This window comes from Streptomyces sp. PA03-1a (assembly GCF_033792805.1).
In the GTDB taxonomy this organism is placed as follows: Bacteria; Actinomycetota; Actinomycetes; order Streptomycetales; family Streptomycetaceae; genus Actinacidiphila.
This window is the reverse complement of the sequence record NZ_JARAVO010000181.1, coordinates 1-20,594: the sequence shown is the minus strand read 5'-3', so window position 1 is coordinate 20,594 and position 20,594 is coordinate 1. Positions and strand designations below refer to the sequence as shown.

The following is a 20,594-nucleotide window of genomic DNA, read 5'->3' as shown; positions in this document are numbered from 1 at the left end:
GGCCTACCGCGTCGGTTGCCCGGAGCAGTGGTGCGGCTACGCCCCGACCTGGCCGCACTGGCCGGCCGGCTAGTCCGCGAGCCGACACCGCGCCGGTGCACCAGTGCGTGCTGTCGGAGCTCCCAGAGCAGGCCAGGTCGCTGCCGTTCGAGAGGAGGCCGAGTGGCGGTCGGGCCCACCCAGGGATGCACGCGGTGGGTCGAGGGCGAGGCGAGCGGGTGGCCCGCGTACGACACGCCTCCTGAAGGGTGCGGCCACGGGGCCTGGGGTCAGACCTCGGAGTTGAGCCGGCCCGAGCGAAACGGTTCGACCTGGTAGGGCAGGTCGGCGAAGCCCGCTTCTGTGAGCGCTCGGGCGAGCCCCGGCAATGCCGCGATGCGGGCGACGAGGGGCGGGTCCGCCTCGATGCGGGTGCGGTCCCCGAGGTCGCGGACGCGGAGGTCCCGCACGTCCACCCCGGCCTCGGTCGTCAGCGCCCGAACGGCCCTCTCCGCACGATCGATGCGGGCCAGGCGGTGGGAGGTGACCTCGATGCCGTAGCGGACGCGGCTGGCGAGGCAGGGGGTCGCGGGTTTGTCCCAGGTGGGCAGTGACCAGTGTTTGCTGAGGCGGCGTACGTCCGCCTTCGTCAGGCCTGCGTCGAGGAGCGGTGTCCGGATGCCGCGTTCCCGCCCGGCGCGGATGCCCGGACGGTGGGGATCGGATGCGTCGTCGGCATTGGTGCCTGTGGCCACGGCGTCGACGCCGTGCTCGTGTGCGAGCGCGGTGATGGTGTCCAGCACCTCGGACTTGCAGAAGTAGCAGCGGTCGGGCCCGTTGGCCCGGTATCCGGGCCGGGTCAACTCGTGGGTGCGCGGCGTGAGATGGATGATCCCGAGGTCGTCGGGGAGTCGCCGCGCGCGGGACAGCTCACCGTCGGCCAGGCTCTCCGAGACGGCGGTGACGGCCAGGACGCGCTCGGGACCGAGCGCCCGTGCGGCCGCGGCGAGGACCAGGGCGGAGTCGGCGCCGCCCGAGTAGGCGACGGCGAGGGAACCGCCGAGCGCGCGCACGCGGTTCAGCAGCCGGCGCTCAAGGGTGTCGTCACTGTGCACGGTCTTCCTCCTGGCTCGTCAGCGTCGCCCCTCCTCGGCTCAGGCGCAGTGCGCGCGCGGCGACGGCGCGCAGGGGCAGACCCAGCGCCGTGGCCGCGGCCACCACGTCGTCGTGCTCGGGTTTGGCCGCGTACGGACCGTGTTTGACCCGGATGGCGTGTCCGTCGACGTCGACGGTCTCGAAGGCGCGCGGCAGCGCGGTGCGGGTCGCGCTGATCCGCCGGATGCCGAGGGCACCGGTCTCGGCCAGGACCATGTCGCGCAGCCGTCCTTCGTGGTGCGCGGTGGTGAGGAGGTGCAGGACCTGCGCGGGCCTGCCCTTCTTCATCACTGCGGCGGTCGTCCAGGCGTCAAGGGCACCGGCGTCCAGAAGGCGGGTGATGAGGTGCCCGAGGAGTTCTCCGGTGACGTCGTCGAGGTTGGTCTCCAGGACGACGACCTCCTCGTTCGCCGTGGTCGGGACGGGGTCGCCGAGGGTGACGGAGACGAGGTTGGGCCGGTCGGGCAGGCGGCGGGACCCCGCTCCGTAGCCGGTGGCGCCCAGTGTCATGGGGGGCGGCGGGCCGTAGCGGGCGCGGACGGCGCGCAGGAGTGCGGCGCCCGTGGGTGTCACCGTCTCCCCGGGAAGGTCGCAGCCCCTGACGGCCGCTCCGGTCAGCAGGGCGAGGGTGGCCGGCGCCGGGCAGGGCAGGACGCCGTGCGCCGAGTTCACCTCGCCGCGGCCGAGCGGCAGGGGCGAGCTGATGACGTCGGTGACGCCGAGGGCGTGCAGGGCCGCGGCGCTGCCGACGATGTCCACGAGGGCGTCGTGACCGCCGAGTTCGTGCAGGTGGACGGTGGCGGGGTCGGCGTCGTGCAGTCTCCCCTCCACCTCGGCGATGGCTGTGAGGGCGGCGACGGCGAGGGTCGCGACGGGCCGGGGAGCGGCCCGGGAGGCCATCTCGATCACCTTGGCGGCGCGCCGCTCGGTGCACGGATCGGTGACCTCCACGCGTGCGCGGGTGGCGGCCAGTCCGTGGTCGGTGACGCGTTCGGCCGTCAGGTCCCAGCCGGTCAGCCCGGTGGCGGAGACGGCGGACCGGATCCGGTCGAGCGGTGCCCCCGCGTCGATCAGGGCACCCAGCAGCATGTCCCCGGCCAGTCCGGTGAACGGGTTGATCCAGCAGATCACCTGGCGCCTCCGGGATCCGCCGTGCCGCGGGACCGGGCGATGCGGTGCACGGCCATGGCCGCCGAGAACCCGGAGTCGATGTTGACCACGGTCACGCCGGCGGCGCAGGAGGCGTGCATGGCGAGCAGCGCGGTCACCCCGTCCAGCGAGGCGCCGTAGCCGGTGGAGACCGGCACCGCCACGACGGGGCCGGCCACCAGACCGCCGACGACACTGGCGAGGGCGCCCTCCATGCCCGCCACGACGATCACCGCGTCCGCGGACCGCAGCAGACCGCGGACCTGCAGCACGCGTTCGAGTCCCGCGACGCCCACGTCGTGCACGGCCGTCGTGTCCAGCCCGACGGCCGTGGCCACAGCGGTGGCTTCGGCGGCCACCGGCCGGTCGGACGTCCCGGCGGCGGCCACCACGACGGAGAAGCCCGAGGCGGCGGCCGGTCGCCAGCGCAGCAGACGGGCCTCCTCGTCGTACGACCCGCCGTGCACCTGCTCCTGGACGGCCGCCGCGGTGTCCGGGGCGACGCGGGTGACCAGGACGGGCCCGGTGTTGTGCTCCAGGAGGCCGGTGACGATGCCGGCGATCTGCTCCACGGTCTTGCCGGGGCCGTACACGACCTCGGGCAGTCCCTGCCGTGCCTCGCGACCGATGTCGACTCGTGCGTATCCCAGGTCCAGTACGTCGTTCACGACCGGCTCCCTTCGACGTACGGGATGGTCTGCGGACCTTCCGGCAGGACGCACAGGCGGGCCTCCGGCCCCGCGGCGGCCAGCGCTTCGGCGACGGTGGCGGAGATGTCCCGGGTCTGCCGCAGGTGGGCTGCGGCCAGCTCGTCGTCACTGAGGAAGGAGGTGTGCATGATGACCTGACTGCCCGACTGGATGCGGGCCTGGATCTGCACCTGCCACTGGTCCGGAACCGTCTCGGTGCGCGCGGAGATCTCGGTCATGAGCGCCTGCGGGGACGGGGCCGAGGCCAGGACCCGCCGGTAGGAGCCGTGGTCGGGGAAACCGTCACGGCACTCGGCCGCGCACACGATCGTCCCTCCGGGGCGGACCACCTGGTGGGCCGCCGACATCCCCTTGACCGCCTGGTACAGGTTCTGGTCCAGCGGGAAGCCGGAGTTGGTGGTGACGACGACGTCGAACGCTGCCTGTACCGGGCGCATCGCCATGCGTGCGGCCGCGGCCGTCGCGGCGGCGTGCATCGGCAGCAGATCGCCGCCGAACGCCGCGACGACGTCCTTGTCGCGGTTGAGCACCACGTCGAACGCGAAGGTGACGCCCGTGGCCTCCGCGATGGCGCGCACGTCGTCGTGAACCGGGTTTCCGTGGGTGATGCCCCAGGTGGCGCGTGGATCGCCGATCCGGGCCGCGTCGTGCAGCACGAGCACGGTCTCGAGGCCCGCCAGGCCGGGGGCGACGAGCTTCGGGCCACCGGAGAAGCCGGCGAAGAAGTGGGGTTCGACGAAGCCGGTGGTGATCCGGACGTCCGCCTGCACCCACTCCCGGTTGAGCCACACCGGCACGCCGTTGCCGTACCTGCCCATCCACGTCAGCTGAGCGGCGTCGCGGGCGTCGTGGTTGACGATCCTCACCGTGTCCGCGATCTCGTCGCCGAACATCGTCCGGAGCTCGGGCGCGTCGTTGCCGCGGTGGGTGCCCGTCGCCACGAGGATCACCACGTCCTCCCTGCGGACGACGCCGTCCAGCTCGTCCAGCACGGCCTGGATCATCGGGCGCCTGGGCTGCGGCCGGGTGCCGTCGCAGGCCGAGATGGCCACCGTCTGCCCCGGGCGCACCCTCTCGGACAACGGGGGTCCGGCGACCGGCTCGCGCAGGGCCGCGCGCAGGACGGCCGCCGGGTTCCGGGCCGCCGCGTGGTGGACAGGCTCGACGACGGTGGTCCTGTGCGGATCGACGTCGATGTCGAGCCCTGACTGCCCGTAGGCGAGGCGTACTTTCACCGGACGGCCTCCACGGCCTCTGCGTCCTCGGCCCGCCCTCGACGGTGTCGCTCGTGCAGGCGATAGGCGCGTTCCGCCGTCGCGCGGAAGACGTGGGATCGCTCGGCCTCGGTGAGGCCGTCCGTCAGTGCCTCCGCCGCGCCGACGACCTCCTCGTACGAGGCGGCCAGCAGGCACACCGGCCAGTCCGAGCCGAACATCACCCGCTCGGGGCCGAACGCGTCGAGCACCACGTCGGCGTAGGGACGCAAGTTCGCCACGCTCCAGCGGTGCCGGTCAGCCTCGGTGACCAGGCCGGACAGCTTGCAGAAAACGTTGGGGAGTGCCGCCAGTTCGCGGATCAGCGAGGTCCAGGGCTGCAGTTCACCGGCGGCGATGGGGGGCTTTGCCAGATGGTCGAGGACGAAGGTGAGTTCCGGCAACGTCCGGACGGCGGCGATGGCCGATGGCAGTTGATGCGGAAGGACGAGCAGGTCGTAGGAGAGGTTCGCCTGCGCGACCACGCGCAGACCCCGCTGCACCTCCGGCCGGTTCAGCCAGCGGGGATCCCGCTCGTCCTGCACCAGGTGCCTGGTGGCCACGAGGAGTTCGCCGCCTGGCGCCGCCCGTAGGGCGTCCAGCGTGCGCGGGAGGCAGTCCGACGTGAGGTCGAGCCAGCCCACGACACCGGCGACCGTCTCACCCGTGGAGGCCAGGGCCAGGAAGTCCGCGGTCTCGTCGGTGTCGGGCAGTACCTGGACCAGGATCGTACGGTCGATGCCCGCTGCCAGGGCAAGCGGCGACAGGTCTTCCAGGGTGAAGTCCCGCCGCACCGGGGTCATGTCGGGTTCGTCGAGCCACGCGTGCACACGGCGCTGTGGACCTGGGCCGTCGGTGGGGGAGGGGGACGGGGCCGGTGCCGGTGCCGGCCGCCAGACGTGGTGGTGTGCGTCGATCCTGCTCATCGTTCCTCCGCTTCCAGGACGTCGAGCTCCGGCCACAGCTCTTCGGGGATCGTCGTCGAGGCGTGCGCGGCGTTCACGGTGATCTCCTGTGCGCTGCGCGCCCCGACGACGACACCGGTGACAGCCGGGTGGCGCAGCGGGAACCGCAGGGCAGCTGCGGCAAGCGGGACACCGTATTCGGCGCAGCGCTCACCGAGGGCGCGGGCGTGGCGGAGGACCGCTTCCGGAGCCGGCGCGTAGTCGTACATGGCGTCCGGAGCGAGGTTCGCGAGGATGCCGCTGTTGAAGACACCACCGACCAGGACGCCCACCTCGCGTTCGGCGCATGCGGGCAGCAGTTCGTCGGCCGCGCTGCGGTCCAGCAGTGAGTAGCGGCCGGCCACGAGCACGCAGTCGAGGTCGGTCTCGGTGACGAAGCGGGTGAGCATCGCCGTCTGGTTCATGCCCGCGCCGATCGCCCGGACGACTCCCTCGTCGCGCAACCGGGCCAGCGCCGGGTAGGCACCGGTGACGGCCTGCTCCCAGCAGTCGTCCGGGTCGTGGATGAAGACGACGTCGAAGGCGTCGAGACCGGAGCGCCCCAGGCTTTCGACGAGTGAGCGGTAGACGCCTTCGGCACTGTAGTCGCGGACCCTGACGAGGCCGGGTGCGCCGTGGAAGGCCTCGTCCCCCGGGGCCGGTTCGCCCGGCACGAGCAGGCGGCCGACCTTGGTGGACACCGTGATCTCCGCGCGCGGGTGCCCGGCCCCGGAGAGGAACGCGCCGAGCCGCTGCTCGGCGAGCCCGGCACCGTAGTGCGGGGCGGTGTCGAAGTACCGGATCCCGGCCGCCCAGGCGGCCTCCAGCGTCTCGGCGGCCTGCCGGCCGCCGACAGCGGAGAAGAGGCCGCCCAGCGGCGCGGTGCCGAGCCCGACGCGGCTGACGCTCACGCCGGAGCGTCCCAGAGGCACCCGTTCGGCGTACCACGGTCGGATCGCGGAGGACATCAGGTTTGCCCGAGGACGTGCCGCTGACGGCCGAGCCGGTCGATCGTCACTTCGACGCCGCCGCCCCACAGTCGCACCTCGGACCCCGGCCCGCCCGCTCGTGCCGGAAGGAGCTTTCGCTCACGACGTCGGCGATGGCGCGACCAGCGATCACGCCGGCCGCGGCGTCAGGGGAGCCCAGGCAACGGGCGGTCCGGCTGATGACCACCGAGAGTTCCATCTCGTGGCCGTAGGCGGCTCCTTCGGCGCCGAGGGCGGTGGGACGCTCGAAGCCCGCGGGGCCGACGCGCAGGAATCTCATCGGGGTGCTCCTCGCTGATGATGCGTGCTCGCCAGTGGCCGGCCGGGCCTCGGGCCGGCCACGGAGCGGACGATGGTGTGCGGGGTCACTGCCGGCCGTCCGTGACGTCGCCCCGGACGCCGAGGTTCGGTTCCAGATGCTCGCGCAGCCACTGTTCGGTGTTGCTGACGTGCAGGAGGGCGGCTGCCTGGGCCAAGGGAGCGTCACCGGCGGCCAGTGCCCGGTGGATCGCCTCGTGTTCGGCGACCGTCCTTCCCGCGGCGTCGTCATCGACCAGACCACGCCAGACACGGGCCCGCAGCGTCCGCCCGGAGATCCCCTCCAGCAGGGTGGTGAGGGTGGCGTTGCCGGTGGCTGCGACGACGGCACGATGGAAAGCGGCGTCGTGTTCGTTGAGGCGCTCCACGTCGTCCCGGGCCGCCCGCATCGCCTCCAGATGCCGTTCGACCTCCCGCAGCCCCGCGGCCGAGATCCGCGTGGCGGCGAGCCCCGTGGCGATCGGTTCGAACAGCCGGCGCACCTCGGTGAGCTCCAGCAGGGTGTCGCCACGCAGCAACTCCACCGCCGAACCGATGCTGCTCAGCAGCAACTCGGGTTCCAGACTGGTCACATAGGTCCCGTCGCCCCGGCGGATCTCCAACACCCGTGCGACGACCAGCGCTTTCACCGCTTCCCGCATGAGGTTGCGGGACAGGCCCAGCTCGGCTGCCAGCTGCTGCTCCGGCGGCAGTTTGGCGCCCGGGCGCAGCTCGCCTGAGTGGATGAGGTCCCTGATGCGGTCGATCGCCTTGTCGGTCAAAGACATCCGTCTGCTCCCTGCTCGTCGCTCAAGCGGCGGCAGCGTAGCAATACATCCCATCGCTGCGGAATAGATGGGATGACCCGGACTCGTGCCCGGGTGTGAGCCTGTCGCACATCTGCAGGTCAGAGGCATCTCGGAATCCTTTGCCTGCCGGGGGTATGGACAGCGATGCGAGTCGACCCTATAAATCCATCCAATGTCCGAGGCTGGTCGTAACGAAGAGAACATCTCGTTGAGACATGAGGACGGGTGGTTGCCATGATGCGGGGAGTGCGACGGAGCCTCCGAGCCGGAGGCGCCGGAAGCGATGACTGAGCTGATCACCGCGGTCGAGGCGGTCGACGTACGGTTCCCCACCTCGCGGGACCTCGACGGTTCCGACGCCATGAATCCCGAGCCCGACTACTCGGCCGCCTATGTGACGGTCCGTACGAGTGCCGGGGACGAGGGATACGGACTCGCCTTCACCGTGGGCCGCGGCAACGACGTCGAGGTCGCCGCCGTACGGGCCCTGGCGCCACTGGTCGTCGGACTGCCGGTGGAAGAGGTGCTGGCCGATCTCGGCGGCTTCTCACGGCGGCTGACCGGCGACAGCCAACTGCGCTGGCTGGGGCCGGAGAAGGGGGCCATCCACATGGCCACCGCGGCCATCGTCAACGCCGTCTGGGACCTGTACGGGCGCCGTACCGGAAAGCCGGTCTGGCGACTGCTGGCCGAGTTCTCCCCGGAGCAGTTGGTCGACCTCGTCGACTTCCGCTACCTCCAGGACGCCCTCACCCGTGACGAGGCGCTGGAGATCCTGCGGCGCGCCGAGCCCGGCCGCGCCCAGCGCACCGCGCACCTGCTGGAGCACGGCTACCCGGCGTACACCACGACCCCGGGCTGGTTGGGTTACGACGACGAGAAGCTGGTGCGACTGGCCAAGGAGGCGGTCGCCGAGGGCTTCGGCCAGATCAAGCTGAAGGTCGGCGCCGATCGCGAGGCGGACGAACGCCGCATGCGGCTGGCGCGCGAGGCGGTCGGCCCGGACGTCAGGATCGCCGTCGACGCCAACCAGGCGTGGGGCGTCCAGCAGGCGATCGACTGGATGGCGTCGCTCACGCCCTACGACCCGTACTGGATCGAGGAGCCCACTTCCCCGGACGACATCCTCGGCCATGCCGCCATCCGCAGGGCGCTGGCGCCGGTCAAGGTCGCCACCGGAGAACACACCCACAACCAGGTCATGTTCAAGCAGCTGCTCCAGGCGGGCGCGCTCGACGTGCTGCAGCTCGACGCCAGCCGCACCGCCGGGGTCACCGAGAACGTCGCCGTCCTGCTGCTGGCCGCCAAGTTCGACGTCCCGGTCTGCCCGCACGCCGGCGGGGTCGGGCTGTGCGAGATGGTGCAGCATCTGGCGATGTTCGACTACGTCGCCGTCAGCGGCACCACCGAGGACCGGGTCATCGAGTACGTCGACCATCTGCACGAGCACTTCACGGACCCGGTCCGCATCCGCGACGGCCGCTACCTGGCGCCGGTCTCGCCCGGCATCGGCGCCGAGCTGCACCCGCGGTCCCTGGAGGACCACCGCTATCCCGACGGCCCCGTGTGGGGTGGGGAGGCCGGCGGATGAGCCCCCCCGAGTTCGCGGGCCTGAAGGCGCTCGTGACCGGTGGCGTCTCCGGCATCGGGCCGGCCACCGCTCGGCTTCCGGCGGTGCGCGGGGCCAGGGTCGCCTGCCTCGACCTCATCCCGGACGATGTCCCCGAACCCCTCATCGGCATCCGCGCGGACGTCGCCGACGGCGCGAGCGTCCGGGCAGCCGTGGACGAGGTGGCGCGGTTGCTCGACGGCATCGACGTCCTGGTCGTCAACACCTGTTCCGTCGCCGCCACCGCCGGACTGCCCGACCGGGCACCGTACTCCGCGACGAAGAGTGCCGTGCTCGCCCTGCCCCGTGCGACCGCTGCCGACCTCGTGCACTCCGGCATCCGCGAGAACTGCGTCAACCCCGGCACCGCCGACGCACCGTGGATCGGGCGCCTTCTCGATCGCGCGGCCGCCCCCGAAGCCGAACGCGCTGCGCTCTGCGCACGCCAGCCCATGGGCCCCCTCGCCTCTGCGGACGAGGTCGCCGCCGCCGTCGTCCACCTCGCGAGCCCGTCGTCCGGCTCGACCACCGGCACGGCCCTCGCCGTCGACGGAGGCATGGAAGGCCCGCGGATCCGCCCGCGCGCCTGACCCTGGCCCCTTCCCTGGACTCCGGCAGGCCCCCACACCCGCCTCCGTACAGCCCGCCCTCGCGACCCACCGGCAAGGAGAACGAGCAATGAAGCTCAGATTCACCCGGCACGCATGCTTCGGCGGCCTCGCCGCCCTGACCGCCTTCGCCCTCACCGCCTGCGGCGACTCCGGACCCGCGTCGGGCACGGGCGGCGGTTCGACGGTGATTGGGGTCGACTACCCGCGCTCCGACACCGACTTCTGGAACTCGTACATCAAGTACACCCCCGAGTTCGCGAAGGAACTCGGGCTGGACCTGAAGACCACCAACTCGCAGAACGACGTCGCCAAGCTCACCGCCAATGCGCAGACCTTCATCAGTCAGGGCGTCAAGGGTGTCGCGATGGCGCCTCAGGACACCGCGGCCATCGCGCCGACCCTGGCGCAGATGGAGGCGAAGAAGATCCCGGTCGTCACGGTGGACACCCGACCGGACACCGGCAACGTCTACATGGTGGTCCGCGCCGACAACCGCGCCTACGGCGAGAAGGCCTGCCAGTTCCTCGGCACCAAGCTGGGGGGCAAGGGCAAGGTCGTCATGCTCCAGGGCGACCTCGCGTCGATCAACGGCCGAGACCGCACCGAGGCCTTCAACGCGTGCATGAAGAAGAACTACCCCGCCATCAAGGTCCTCGGTGAAGCCACCAACTGGGACGGGGCGGTCGCGGCGCAGAAGCTCCAGACCGACCTGACCGCGCACCCCGACATCAAGGGTGTCTACATGCAGTCCAGCTTCGCGCTCGCCGGCACCCTCCAGGTGCTCAAGCAGAAGAGCCTGCTGGTCGGCCCCGAGGACAAGAAGCACGTCTTCATCGTCTCCAACGACGGAATCCCCGAGGAGCTCAAAAACATCGCCGAGGGGAAGATCGACGCCACCGTCTCCCAGCCCGCCGACCTCTACGCCAAGTACGCCCTCTACTACCTCAAGGCGGCGATCGAGGGCAAGACGTTCCGGCCCGGCGAGACCGACCACGACAGCACGATCATCCAGGTCCGCGACGGCCTGCTGGAGGACCAGCTCTCCGCCCCGCTCGTGACCGTGGACGGCGGCACTTACGGCGGGGTTCCCAGTCTCAAGAGCGACGACCCGTCCCTGTGGGGCAACAACCTCGGCTGACCGGAAGGACGGTACACACCATGGTCACGGCTCTTCCCGTCGTCCAGGCGGCAGGGCTGACGAAGCGGTTCGGGCCCACGGTCGCGCTGCACGACGCCAGGATCACGATCATGCCCGGCGAGACGCACGCGCTCGTGGGCCGCAACGGGGCGGGCAAGTCCACCCTCGTCTCCGTCCTCACCGGCCTTCAGGCACCGGACGAGGGGACGGTGGCCTTCGACGGGGTGCCGGCCCCCCGGCTCGCCGACCGGGATGCCTGGCGCAAGCGGGTGGCATGCGTCTACCAGAAGTCCACCGTCATCCCCCAGCTGACGGTCGCGGAGAACCTCTTCCTGAACCGGCACGGCCGGGGACGGGGTGGCCTGATCAGCTGGCGCACGGTCCGTGACAGGGCACGCGAGGTCCTGCAGACCTGGTCGGTCGACGTGGACGTGCGCACCTCTGCCGGCGAACTCAGCATAGAACAGCGGCAGTTCGTGGAGATCGCCCGGGCGCTGTCGTTCGGCGCACGCTTCATCATCCTCGACGAGCCCACCGCGCAACTCGACGGATCCGCCATCAACCGGCTGTTCGCGCGGATCCGGGACCTCCAGCGCCAAGGCATCACCTTCCTGTTCATCAGCCACCACTTGCAGGAGGTCTACGAAATCTGCGACACGGTGACGGTGCTGCGCGACGCCCGGCACATCCTGACCGCCCCCGTGGCCGAACTGCCCCGTGCCGAGCTCGTGGCCGCCATGACGGGTGAGAGCGCGGACAGGGGTGCTGCAATGCGCCGTCAGCCCGTGGACTCCGGGTCGCCGACCGTGCTCGCGGTGGAAGGCGCGGCTGTTCAGGGAACGTACCGTGACGTGTCCTTCCGGATCCGGGGCGGGGAGATCGTCGGTCTCGCAGGTGCGGCCGGCAGCGGCCGTACGGAGGTGGCGGAGACGGTCGTCGGACTCCGGGCCGCCGAGACGGGAACGGTCAGGATCGCGGGGATCCGGCCACGGCCGGGCAGCGTCCCCGCCGCGCTGGCGGCGGGTGTGGGGTTCGTCCCGCAGGACCGTCACCACCAGGGGCTCGTACCGGAGATGTCCATCGCCGACAACGGGACCCTGACCATCCCCGAACGGCTCGGCTCGCGGGGTCTCATCGACAACCGGCGCCGTGACGCCTACGCCCGCTCCATGATCGAAAAGCTGGCGATCAAGACACCGGGGCCGCAGCTGCCCGTCTCCGGGCTCTCGGGAGGCAACCAGCAGAAGGTCGTCATGGCCCGGGCCCTGGCCAACGATCCCAAAGTGCTGGTGCTGATCAATCCGACCGCCGGCGTGGACGTGCGGTCCAAGGAGTTCCTCCTCGGCAAGGTCGAGGAGATCGCCGAGTCCGGTACCGGGGTGCTCATCGCCTCCGACGAACTCGACGACCTGCGCACATGCGACCGGGTCCTGGTGATGTTCCAGGGCCGTGTCGTGGCCGAGAGGGCCGGTGGCTGGCACGACCACGAGCTCGTGGCCGCGATGGAAGGAGTGGACCTCGATGTCTGAGAGCGCGACCGCGGCTGCTGCGAAGAGCCCGGACGGCGGGCAGCCCGACGCCTCGAGCGCGCAGCCGGCCGCAGCGACAAGGAGCGGTCACCGGATCGCTCTCGCACGACTGCGCGACCTGGCGCTCGTTCCCGCGATCATCGTGATGGCGATCGTCGGCCAGCTCGTCAACCCGGTGTTCCTCCAGGCTGACAACCTGATCAACGTCCTGCAGACCATGTCCGAGATCGCGCTGCTGGTCCTCGCCCAGACCCTGGTGCTGATCGTCAAGAAGATGGACCTCTCCCTGGAGTCCACCGTGGGGATCGCACCCGGGGTCGCGGCCTGGCTCACCGTCCCGGCGGGCGCGACGCACGGAATCGGCGTGCTGCCCGGCGGGTGGTCCGTGCCGGTCACCTTGGCGGTGGGTCTGCTGATCGGTGTGGTCAACGCCTTGTTCATCATCCGGTTCGGTCTCAACGGCTTCATCGTGACGCTCGGCATGCTGATCGTGCTGCGCGGTGTCCTGACCGGCATCTCCGGTGGCCAGACGTTCTTCCAGCTGCCGCCGTCGATGCTCTACCTCGGCACCGCCCAGTGGGCGGGCATGCCCGCCTCGGTGTGGATCTGCCTGCTCCTGTTCGCCACCGGCATCGTGGTGCTCGGCTTCACCAGCTTCGGCCGCTCCCTGTACGCGATCGGCGGCAACGTCGACGCGGCGAAAGCGGCGGGCATCCGTACCGACCGTGTGCTGTGGACCGTCATCGTCACCGCGAGCGTGCTGGCGGCGCTGAGCGGCCTGCTGCTCTCGGGGCGCCTCGCCTCGGTGGCCTCCGCCCAGGGCAACGGCTACATCTTCACCGTCTTCGCGGCGGCGGTCATCGGCGGCATCAGCCTCAACGGCGGCAAGGGCACCATGTTCGGAGCCTTCACGGGCATCCTGCTCCTGTTCATGATCCAGAACGTCCTCACCCTCGGTGGCGTCCCCGCGCAGTGGATCGGCGCCCTCAACGGCACGATCATCCTCATCGCCCTGGCGCTGTCCCGCATCACAGGCGGCAGGGCCCAGGAATAGGAACCCTCCGACCGGGCCGGGCGACAGCCACCCGCGCGTGCGGACCGCGCCCGCGATTCCGGGGTGCACTCCTCGGGACCGGCCCGGACACCTGCGACCGAAAGGCATGGCAACCTCGTGGAACGAAGAGACTTTCTCGTCGCCTCCGCGGCCGCTACGGCCGCGCTGACCGCCGGACTGCCGGCAGCCGAGGCGGCCGCGGCGCCGCATCCCGCTCCGGGACCGGAGCCGCACCCCGCCCCCAAGCCGTCTCCCCTTTCCCTGTGGTACGACAAGCCCGCCGCACAATGGCTGGAGGCCCTGCCGCTCGGCAACGGCCGCCTCGGCGCGATGGTGTTCGGTGGCGTGAACACCGAGCAACTCCAGCTCAACGAGGACACGCTGTGGGCGGGAGGCCCCTACGAGCCCGCCAACCCCCAGGGCCTGGCCAACCTCGCGGAGATCCGGCGCAGGGTCTTCGCCGGGGAATGGAACTCCGCCCAGAACCTGATCAACTCGTCCTTCATGGGCATACCGGTCGGCGAGCTGATGTACCAGACCGTCGGAAACCTGCGCCTCACCCTCGCGGGCACCGGCGACGTCACCGGCTACCGACGGGAACTGGACCTCGACAGGGGCGTCGCGACCGTGACGTACAGCCGTGGCGGGGTCCCGTACCGGCGCGAGGTCTTCGCCAGCCACAGTGATCAGGTGATCGTGGTCCGGCTGACCGCCGGCGGCCGTGGCGGACTGTCCTTCAGCGCGGCTTTCGACACACCCCAGCAGGCCGCGACGGACTCCCCCGACCCGCTGACGGCCGCACTGGAAGGTGTCGGGCAGACCCGCGAGGGAGTCACCGGACAGGTCCGCTTCCGCGCCCTGGTCCGGGCCCACGCCGACGGCGGCACCGTGCGCAGCGAGAACGGCACGCTCACGGTGACCGGGGCCGATTCGGCGACCCTGCTGGTGTCCGTGGGCACCAGTTACCTCGGCTACACGGATGCCTCGGGCGACCACCGGGCCCGCGCCGAGGACCCGTTGAACGCCGCTGCCGCCGTCCCGTACCCGGAGCTGCGCGCACGGCACGAACGGGACCACCGGGCGCTCTTCCGCCGCGTCACGCTCGACCTCGGCACCACCGATGCGGCCGGCGCGCCGACCGACCAGCGGGTGGCCGCCTTCGCCGGGGCGGAGGACCCGCAGCTGATCGCGCTGCACTACCAGTACGGCCGCTACCTGCTCATCGCCTCCTCCCGCCCAGGCACCCAGCCCGCCAACCTGCAGGGCATCTGGAACGACCAGCTCTCGCCGCCCTGGGATTCCAAGTACACGATCAACATCAATACGGAGATGAACTACTGGCCCGCCCCCACCGCCAACCTCCTGGAGTGCTGGGAGCCGATCTTCGCGCTCCTCGACGACCTGTCCGAGGCCGGGCGGAAGACGGCGCGGGTGCAGTACGGCGCGGACGGCTGGGTGGCGCACCACAACACGGACGCCTGGCGCGGGACCGCGCCCGTCGACGGCGCCTTCTGGGGGATGTGGCCCACCGGCGGCGCCTGGCTGGCGACCTCCGTCTGGGAGCACTACCGCTTCACCGGCGACCGCGAGGCCTTGCGCCGCCGCCTGCCCGTGGTCGAGGGAGCGGTCCGCTTCTTCCTCGACTCACTCGTTCGCGACCCCGGTACGGGACACCTCGTCACCTGCCCGTCCGTGTCACCGGAGAACGCCCACCACAACGGTGTGTCGGCGTGCGCCGGGCCGACCATGGACAACCAGATCCTGCGCGACCTCTTCGACGGCTACCTCGCGGCTTGTGACACCCTCGACGCCCCGAGCCCCTACGCGGAGCGGGTGCGTGCGGCCCGGGACCAGTTGCCTCCCATGAAGATCGGGGTGTTGGGGCAGTTGCAGGAGTGGCAGGAGGACTGGGACGCCGGCGCCCCGGAGCGGCAGCACCGCCATGTCTCCCACCTGTACGGCCTGCACCCCAGCAACCAGATCACCAAGCGCGGTACGCCGGACCTCTTCCAGGCCGCCCTGAAGACACTGGAGATGCGCGGCGACGCCGGCACGGGCTGGTCCCTCGCCTGGAAGATCAACTTCTGGGCGCGGGCGGAGGACGGCGCCCGCTCCTACAAGTTGCTCAGCGACCTCCTCACGCCCGACCGCACCGCGCCGAACCTGTTCGACCTCCACCCGCCGTTCCAGATAGACGGCAACTTCGGTGCCACGGCGGGCGTGACCGAATGGCTGCTCCAGTCGCACACCGACGAGGTCCATCTGCTGCCCGCGCTGCCTCCCCAGCTTCCGGACGGACGCGTCACAGGCCTGCTCGCCCGTGGAGGCCTCACCGTCGATCTCGTCTGGCGTGACGGCGCGCTGTCCCACGCCCGCCTTGCGGCGCGGCACGACGGCACCGTCCGGCTGCGTACCTCCGTTCCGGTAACCGTGCGCTCCACCGGCCACCCCCCGCGGCACCATGTGGAACATCCGGAGAGCACCGTCGCCGTGTTCGAGGTCAAGGGAGGCCACGACTATGTGATCAAGCCTCGCTGAGCATTCCCGTTCTCGTCCGCTCATGAGCACGTGGGCGGCGTAAACGTCGGCGCGGAAAGGGAGGTGCCAGGTGCGGGGGTTGACCGCCAGGCCCTCGCCGGGGCCGTGCCTGGCAAGGGCCGACCCGATCACGCAGGCGCCCGCGTATCCCACACCGACACCCCCGCGGCTACGTCGCGTCGAACGTACCTGTGGCAGGGGGACAGCGAAGCAGGCGCCTGGCTCGCGCCTGCTTCGCTGTCGTCGCCGCGCGGGCCGGTCACCGTGGTGACCGGGTGCCGGTCGCGGCCCTGTCGTGGTGGTGTGGTCAGTGTTCGGCACGGTTCAGGCCGGCGGCTTCGCGTACGGCGTGGGCGATGGCGGGGGCGTCCTTCTTGAGGATGGCACCGTGGTTGCTGGCGACCTTCGCACTGATGCGGATGTTGGGGTTGCGGGTGATGACGGCCTCGAGGCTGGTGCGTATGCGTTCCTGCTCGTCCCCGCGGCTTCCCAGGGAGGTTCCGGAGGCGACGACGTAGCGGACGGGGACGGTGATGGCGTCCAGGACGGGGCCGAGTTCGCGTTCGCGGGAGAGCCGGCCGAGTTCGATGTTGCTGTCGGCCATCTGGTGGGCGGTCATGCGGGGGGTCAGACCGGTGGGGCGCAGTAGCGGGGTGATCCAGCTCATGCGGCGGAACAAGGTGCGGATGCGTTGTTCCATGGCCTCATCCAGCCAGTCGTGGGGGAAGGCGCCGTCGACGAGGACTGCGCCCAGGCTGCGGTCGGGGTTGCGGTGGGCCCAGTGGGCGGCGACGACTGCTCCGTAGGACCAGCCCACCAGCAGTGCCTGGTCCACGTTCCTGGCGGCGAGGACGGCATCCACGTCACGGACGGCGGCTTCGAAGGAGTAGTCCGCCGAGCGCTTCGATCTTCTGCCGCGGGCGCGTTCGTCGTAGGTGATGTGCCGCCACCCGGAGCCCAGTTCGGTGATGACCCGGCGCCAGTAGCCCTGGGTGGCGAACTGGCCGTTGAGGTAGACGACGGGGGTGCCGGGGCCGCCGGTGTCGGTGACGGCCAGGGCGCTGTCGTCGACGGGCACCATGCCGCTCCACGCGGAGCCGGCCGGGGGAGTGCTGTTCTTGGTCATGTCTCTTCCGCCTTGGTGGTGTGAGGGCGTGGTGTGAGGACGTGGGGTGTGGCCAATTGGGGGCCCGCGACGTGGGTCGCAGGGCCCCGAGGGGGGCGGGTTGGTGGCCCGCCGTGCGGGACTTCTTGGTCGGCGCCTGCCCCCCGGGTGGTGCTGCGCCGCTTACAGGCTGCGGGCGGTGATGTTGCCGTGGGGGGTGGTGGCCTGGATGTCGAGGTCGGGGGTTCCGTTGTTCTTCAGGGCGTTGCTGATGCGGCCGTGGCCGGTGCCGGCGTCCAGGGTGGCCGAGACTCCGGCGGCGGCTGCGATGGTGATGTCGCCGGACTGGGTGCGCAGCTCGACGGTGCCGCGCAGGGCCGAGGTGATGCGGATGTCGCCGCGCTGGGTGCTGATCTTGGCGGAGCCGGTGAGCCGGCCGATCTCGACGTCGCCGTCGGTGGCGGTGAGGCGGACGCCGGCGGCCTCGTCGATCTTGATCTGGCGGTAGGCGCCGTCGAAGTCGATGTCGCCGAGGCGTCCGACGCCGCGCAGTTCGGCGCTTGCGGCCTTGGCCTGGATGCGGGAGCCGGCGGGCAACTGGACGGTGACCTCCAGGGACCCGGAGGGCCCGAAGAGCCGATTGCCGGTCTGGGTGCTGCGGATCTGCAGGACGCCGTCCGCGTAGGTGACGGTGGTCTGCTCGGCGGCCTGGACGTCGCTGTTCTTGGCGGGGTTGGCGGGCAGGACCTCGACGGTGGTGTCGGTGCGGTCGGCGGCGATGAACTGGATGCGTCCGGCGGGGACGTCCAGGACGGCGGAGATGGGGGCGGGGGTGTCGAAGGTGCGCATCGTGGTCTCCCGTGTTCGCTCGTGGTTTCTGACACCGGAAACGCTACGTTGCTTTCTAAGTTGTGGCAACAGGTTCGTTGCACAACAGCCCTGTTAATGCAGGTAGATGCCACGAAACTGTTGCAACGGCTCTGTTGAGAACGCAACGCCCATCGCTGCGATCATTGCAATGGCTGTGGGGTGAACGCTATAGTGTCGGGCGTCAGGGACCATCACGCAGGATCACCGAGGGAGACCGCGATGCCGGGCGGCAGGCTCACCCAGACCGAACGTCAGCAGATCGCGCTGGGACTGGCCGACAGCCTCCCCTACGCCGAGATCGCCCGGCGTCTGGACCGCCCGACGTCGACGGTCACGCGGGAGGTGATGCGCAACGGCGGCCCCACCGCCTACCGCGCCGATCTGGCCCACCGGGCGACCGAACGCCGCGCCCACCGGCGCAGGCCCGCCTCGGCGCGGGAGGCGCAGCCGGGTCTTCAGCCGCACGGGCGGGATGCGGAGGCGGTGGCGGAGTACGAGGAGACGTTCACCACCGTGCTGATGGGTTCAGGGCTGAGCAAGATGTCGGCCCGAGTGCTGACGTGTCTGTTCACCACCGATGCGGGCAGCCTGACCGCGTCGGAACTCGCCCAGCGCCTCCAGGTCAGCCCGGCGTCCATCTCCAAGGCGATCGCGTTCCTGGAGAGCCAGAGCCTGGTGCGCCGCGAGCGCGACGAGCGCCGCCGGGACCGCTATGTCGTCGATGACGAGCTGTTCTACCAGGCGACGATCGCCAGCGCCCGGGCCAACGACCAACTGGTGGCGACCGCTCGTCAGGGTGTTGCCGTTCTCGGCGCTGACACGCCTGCCGCCGCCCGGCTGGAGAACATCGCCCGTTTCCTGGACTTCATCAGCGAAAGCATCACCCGCGCTGCCGAGCAGGCCCGCGAAGTCCTCCACACCAGGCCCGGCACCAGCCCCGACGCGACCGCCCCCCCGCGTCCGGACCACGGATAGACAGCCCTCTCGACGGCGGGGACTGCTGCGGCGGGCGAGCCGGTGGCAGGCGTGCGTGCAGAGCCGGCCCGGCTCTCTGGAAACTGCTCGGGCACGCACGGATGAATGTGCCCAGTCACCAGTACGACAGGCTCGTTCAGGCAGCGTCGAAGCCGCTGCATGCGAGTGCCTGCAGATAGGGGTTCCGTCGTGTCACGGGTTGCTTCGAGAAAATCAGAGCGAGAGCGTCCTTCAGTGACTGCTCCACCAGGCTGTCGAACTCACCCGCGGGGCAGCGCCCCTCTGCTGGGCGGAAGCGCCAGCCCTCCCGGGTGGCGTATCGGGTGCGCAACCCCATGAGTTCCTTGCCCCGTGTGAAGCGCCATTCGCCCTGTCGATCGGACAGTTCGAAACTGCGAGCCCGTCCTCGCGGAGCGTGACCCTCGCGGCGTGAAGCATGAGGACAAAATCCAGAACGCAGACGGAGGCCGCGGCGTCGGAGAAGTCGCCATTGCCGATCCTGAGGCTGACGTCGACCTTGAAGTTGTCCCGGATGAAGGCAGACGGGGTGAGCTCCTCAACCACCGTGGGCTCGCGGAAGGCATCGAGCGGGACCCACTCTGGCCCCCATGACGTGTCTCCAGGGCTGGGAACCAAACCGAGTGAAGGCGTTGCGGGTGTGCTCACCGCTCCAGGATGCCGGACGGGGTGGCGGGATCGGCAGGGTCCCCGCTTCGAGCCAGCCCCTCCGGGGGCTTGTCACGTTTCCCGTGCATCGCCGGTCTGTGCTCGAGAAGACGTGCGTGGCTTCTGCTTGCCTGGTAGGGCGACTGCGCCGCCCGTGGGCGGGTCCGCCTCCGCGACCGTAGGGGATGTGGAGAGGTGCGAGGCGGTGTCACCAGCGCAGGACTCGACCTCGACCACGGGCAGCCTCTGCCGCGGGGCGATGCATGCAAGACGAACGAGAGAACCGAGGTCGGCATTATGGCAAGTGAGAGTGTTGCGCATCCGAGCCTGATTGTCCCGGTGGGGCATGTCGAGCCGGTGCCGCGCAGGGTCCGGGGCGTGGTGGGAAGCCGCGTGGTGTTCGATACGCGTCGTGCGCTGTACGTGTGGGAGTGGCGGGCCTACCCGCAGTTCAGTATCCCGGTGGAGGACCTGGTCGACGGCGTGCTCGTCGATGAGCATCACACGGAGCATCACGGTGCCGGTCCCGCACGCCGGCACGCGCTGCGGGTGGGTTCGCAGGTCCGCGAGGGTGCGGCGTGGGTGTGGGACGAGGGTGCCCCTGGGCCGTTGCGCGGCCAGGTGCGGTTCGAGTGGGAGGCGCTGGACTCCTGGTTCGAGGAGGACGAACCGGTCTTCGTCCACCCGCGGAGTCCGTATTCGCGGGTGGACGCTCTGCGTTCGTCCAGCAGTGTGCGGGTCGAGCTGGACGGGGTGGTGCTGGCCGAGGCGCCCAATTGCGTGAAGTTGTTCGAGACCGGCCTGCCGACCCGCTACTACGTGGAGCGCATGTACGTCGACTGGGCCCGGCTGAAGGCCTCGGAAACGGTATCGCGATGCCCCTACAAGGGGACCACGAGCGCCTACTGGTCCTTCGACAGCGACAGTGACCCGCAGCAGGACATCGCCTGGGCGTACGACTTCCCGACCATTCAGGCCAATCGCATCGCGGGCCTGGTCGCGTTCTACAACGAGCACGTCGACCTGTACGTCGACGGCGTCCTGCTGCCCAGGCCCGCCGCCACCTCCTGAACCCTGGGGCGGCCCGGTCGTCCGGGCCGCCCCACACGGCACGTGCCCCGTTCCCAGCGCGGGCCGGGAGGGCAGGCCCTGGTCCCATCTGAAACCGGGATGGGCGCGGCGCCTGGTGTGTTGGGTGCGGTGGGGCCCCCTCC

The 20,594-nt window shown here is 70.7% G+C and carries 18 protein-coding genes; 8 read left to right on the top strand and 10 right to left on the bottom strand.

What is annotated here, in order from left to right:
• Positions 1–269: 269 nt before the first annotated feature.
• The 8 genes from larE to PV341_RS32170 all read right to left on the bottom strand — a co-directional run bounded on the left by larE (position 270) and on the right by PV341_RS32170 (position 7,264).
• Positions 270–1,094, bottom strand: a complete 825-nt coding sequence (gene larE, locus PV341_RS32205) for an ATP-dependent sacrificial sulfur transferase LarE (RefSeq protein WP_500330916.1) — start codon at positions 1,092–1,094, stop codon at positions 270–272.
• Positions 1,084–2,265 carry a nickel pincer cofactor biosynthesis protein LarC gene (gene larC, locus PV341_RS32200; protein WP_500359685.1) on the bottom strand — a complete coding sequence of 394 codons (1,182 nt, stop codon included), beginning with the start codon at positions 2,263–2,265 and terminating at the stop codon, positions 1,084–1,086. The genes larE and larC overlap by 11 nt, the downstream gene beginning before the upstream one ends.
• Complete coding sequence (gene larB / locus PV341_RS32195) at positions 2,262–2,951, bottom strand: nickel pincer cofactor biosynthesis protein LarB (RefSeq protein WP_500359684.1); 690 nt, start codon at positions 2,949–2,951, stop codon at positions 2,262–2,264. The genes larC and larB overlap by 4 nt, the downstream gene beginning before the upstream one ends.
• The gene (gene larA / locus PV341_RS32190) at positions 2,948–4,228 is read right to left on the bottom strand and encodes a nickel-dependent lactate racemase (RefSeq protein ID WP_500359683.1); all 1,281 of its coding nucleotides are present in this window, start codon (positions 4,226–4,228) and stop codon (positions 2,948–2,950) included. Before larA ends, larB begins: the two co-directional genes overlap by 4 nt.
• Positions 4,225–5,172 carry an amidohydrolase family protein gene (locus PV341_RS32185; RefSeq protein ID WP_500359682.1) on the bottom strand — a complete coding sequence of 316 codons (948 nt, stop codon included), beginning with the start codon at positions 5,170–5,172 and terminating at the stop codon, positions 4,225–4,227. Before PV341_RS32185 ends, larA begins: the two co-directional genes overlap by 4 nt.
• Positions 5,169–6,101 (bottom strand): aldo/keto reductase, encoded by a 933-nt coding sequence (locus PV341_RS32180; protein WP_500359681.1) that lies wholly within the window; start codon positions 6,099–6,101, stop codon positions 5,169–5,171. The genes PV341_RS32185 and PV341_RS32180 overlap by 4 nt, the downstream gene beginning before the upstream one ends.
• Before the next feature lie 103 nt (positions 6,102–6,204).
• Complete coding sequence (locus PV341_RS32175) at positions 6,205–6,459, bottom strand: hypothetical protein (protein WP_500359680.1); 255 nt, start codon at positions 6,457–6,459, stop codon at positions 6,205–6,207.
• Positions 6,460–6,544: 85 nt separating this feature from the next.
• Positions 6,545–7,264: a FadR/GntR family transcriptional regulator gene (locus PV341_RS32170; RefSeq protein ID WP_500359678.1), complete on the bottom strand. Its 720-nt coding sequence runs from the start codon at positions 7,262–7,264 to the stop codon at positions 6,545–6,547.
• Between the two features lie 304 nt (positions 7,265–7,568).
• Here PV341_RS32170 and PV341_RS32165 point away from each other — a divergent pair, with 304 nt between their 5' ends.
• The 6 genes from PV341_RS32165 (at position 7,569) to PV341_RS32140 (ending at position 15,764) form a co-directional block, all read left to right on the top strand.
• The gene (locus PV341_RS32165) at positions 7,569–8,876 is read left to right on the top strand and encodes an enolase C-terminal domain-like protein (protein ID WP_500359677.1); all 1,308 of its coding nucleotides are present in this window, start codon (positions 7,569–7,571) and stop codon (positions 8,874–8,876) included.
• Positions 8,873–9,484: an SDR family NAD(P)-dependent oxidoreductase gene (locus tag PV341_RS32160; protein WP_500330899.1), complete on the top strand. Its 612-nt coding sequence runs from the start codon at positions 8,873–8,875 to the stop codon at positions 9,482–9,484. Before PV341_RS32165 ends, PV341_RS32160 begins: the two co-directional genes overlap by 4 nt.
• A gap of 88 nt (positions 9,485–9,572) precedes the next feature.
• A complete protein-coding gene (locus PV341_RS32155; RefSeq protein ID WP_500359676.1) occupies positions 9,573–10,643 on the top strand; it encodes a sugar ABC transporter substrate-binding protein in 1,071 nt (356 codons plus the stop codon).
• 20 nt (positions 10,644–10,663) lie between these two features.
• Positions 10,664–12,172, top strand: a complete 1,509-nt coding sequence (locus PV341_RS32150) for a sugar ABC transporter ATP-binding protein (RefSeq protein WP_500359675.1) — start codon at positions 10,664–10,666, stop codon at positions 12,170–12,172.
• The gene (locus tag PV341_RS32145) at positions 12,165–13,226 is read left to right on the top strand and encodes an ABC transporter permease (RefSeq protein WP_500330894.1); all 1,062 of its coding nucleotides are present in this window, start codon (positions 12,165–12,167) and stop codon (positions 13,224–13,226) included. The genes PV341_RS32150 and PV341_RS32145 overlap by 8 nt, the downstream gene beginning before the upstream one ends.
• 117 nt (positions 13,227–13,343) lie before the next feature.
• Positions 13,344–15,764: a glycoside hydrolase family 95 protein gene (locus tag PV341_RS32140; RefSeq protein WP_500330892.1), complete on the top strand. Its 2,421-nt coding sequence runs from the start codon at positions 13,344–13,346 to the stop codon at positions 15,762–15,764.
• A 307-nt stretch (positions 15,765–16,071) separates the two neighbouring features.
• Here the strand turns inward: PV341_RS32140 and PV341_RS32135 are convergent, their stop codons facing one another.
• Positions 16,072–16,890 (bottom strand): alpha/beta fold hydrolase, encoded by an 819-nt coding sequence (locus PV341_RS32135; RefSeq protein ID WP_500359674.1) that lies wholly within the window; start codon positions 16,888–16,890, stop codon positions 16,072–16,074.
• 162 nt (positions 16,891–17,052) lie between these two features.
• Positions 17,053–17,718: a DUF4097 family beta strand repeat-containing protein gene (locus PV341_RS32130; protein WP_500359672.1), complete on the bottom strand. Its 666-nt coding sequence runs from the start codon at positions 17,716–17,718 to the stop codon at positions 17,053–17,055.
• A 240-nt stretch (positions 17,719–17,958) separates the two neighbouring features.
• Here PV341_RS32130 and PV341_RS32125 point away from each other — a divergent pair, with 240 nt between their 5' ends.
• Both PV341_RS32125 and PV341_RS32120 read left to right on the top strand, forming a co-directional pair.
• Positions 17,959–18,714: a helix-turn-helix domain-containing protein gene (locus PV341_RS32125; protein WP_500330887.1), complete on the top strand. Its 756-nt coding sequence runs from the start codon at positions 17,959–17,961 to the stop codon at positions 18,712–18,714.
• A gap of 963 nt (positions 18,715–19,677) precedes the next feature.
• Complete coding sequence (locus tag PV341_RS32120; RefSeq protein ID WP_500330919.1) at positions 19,678–20,451, top strand: DUF427 domain-containing protein; 774 nt, start codon at positions 19,678–19,680, stop codon at positions 20,449–20,451.
• Positions 20,452–20,594 lie beyond the last annotated feature (143 nt).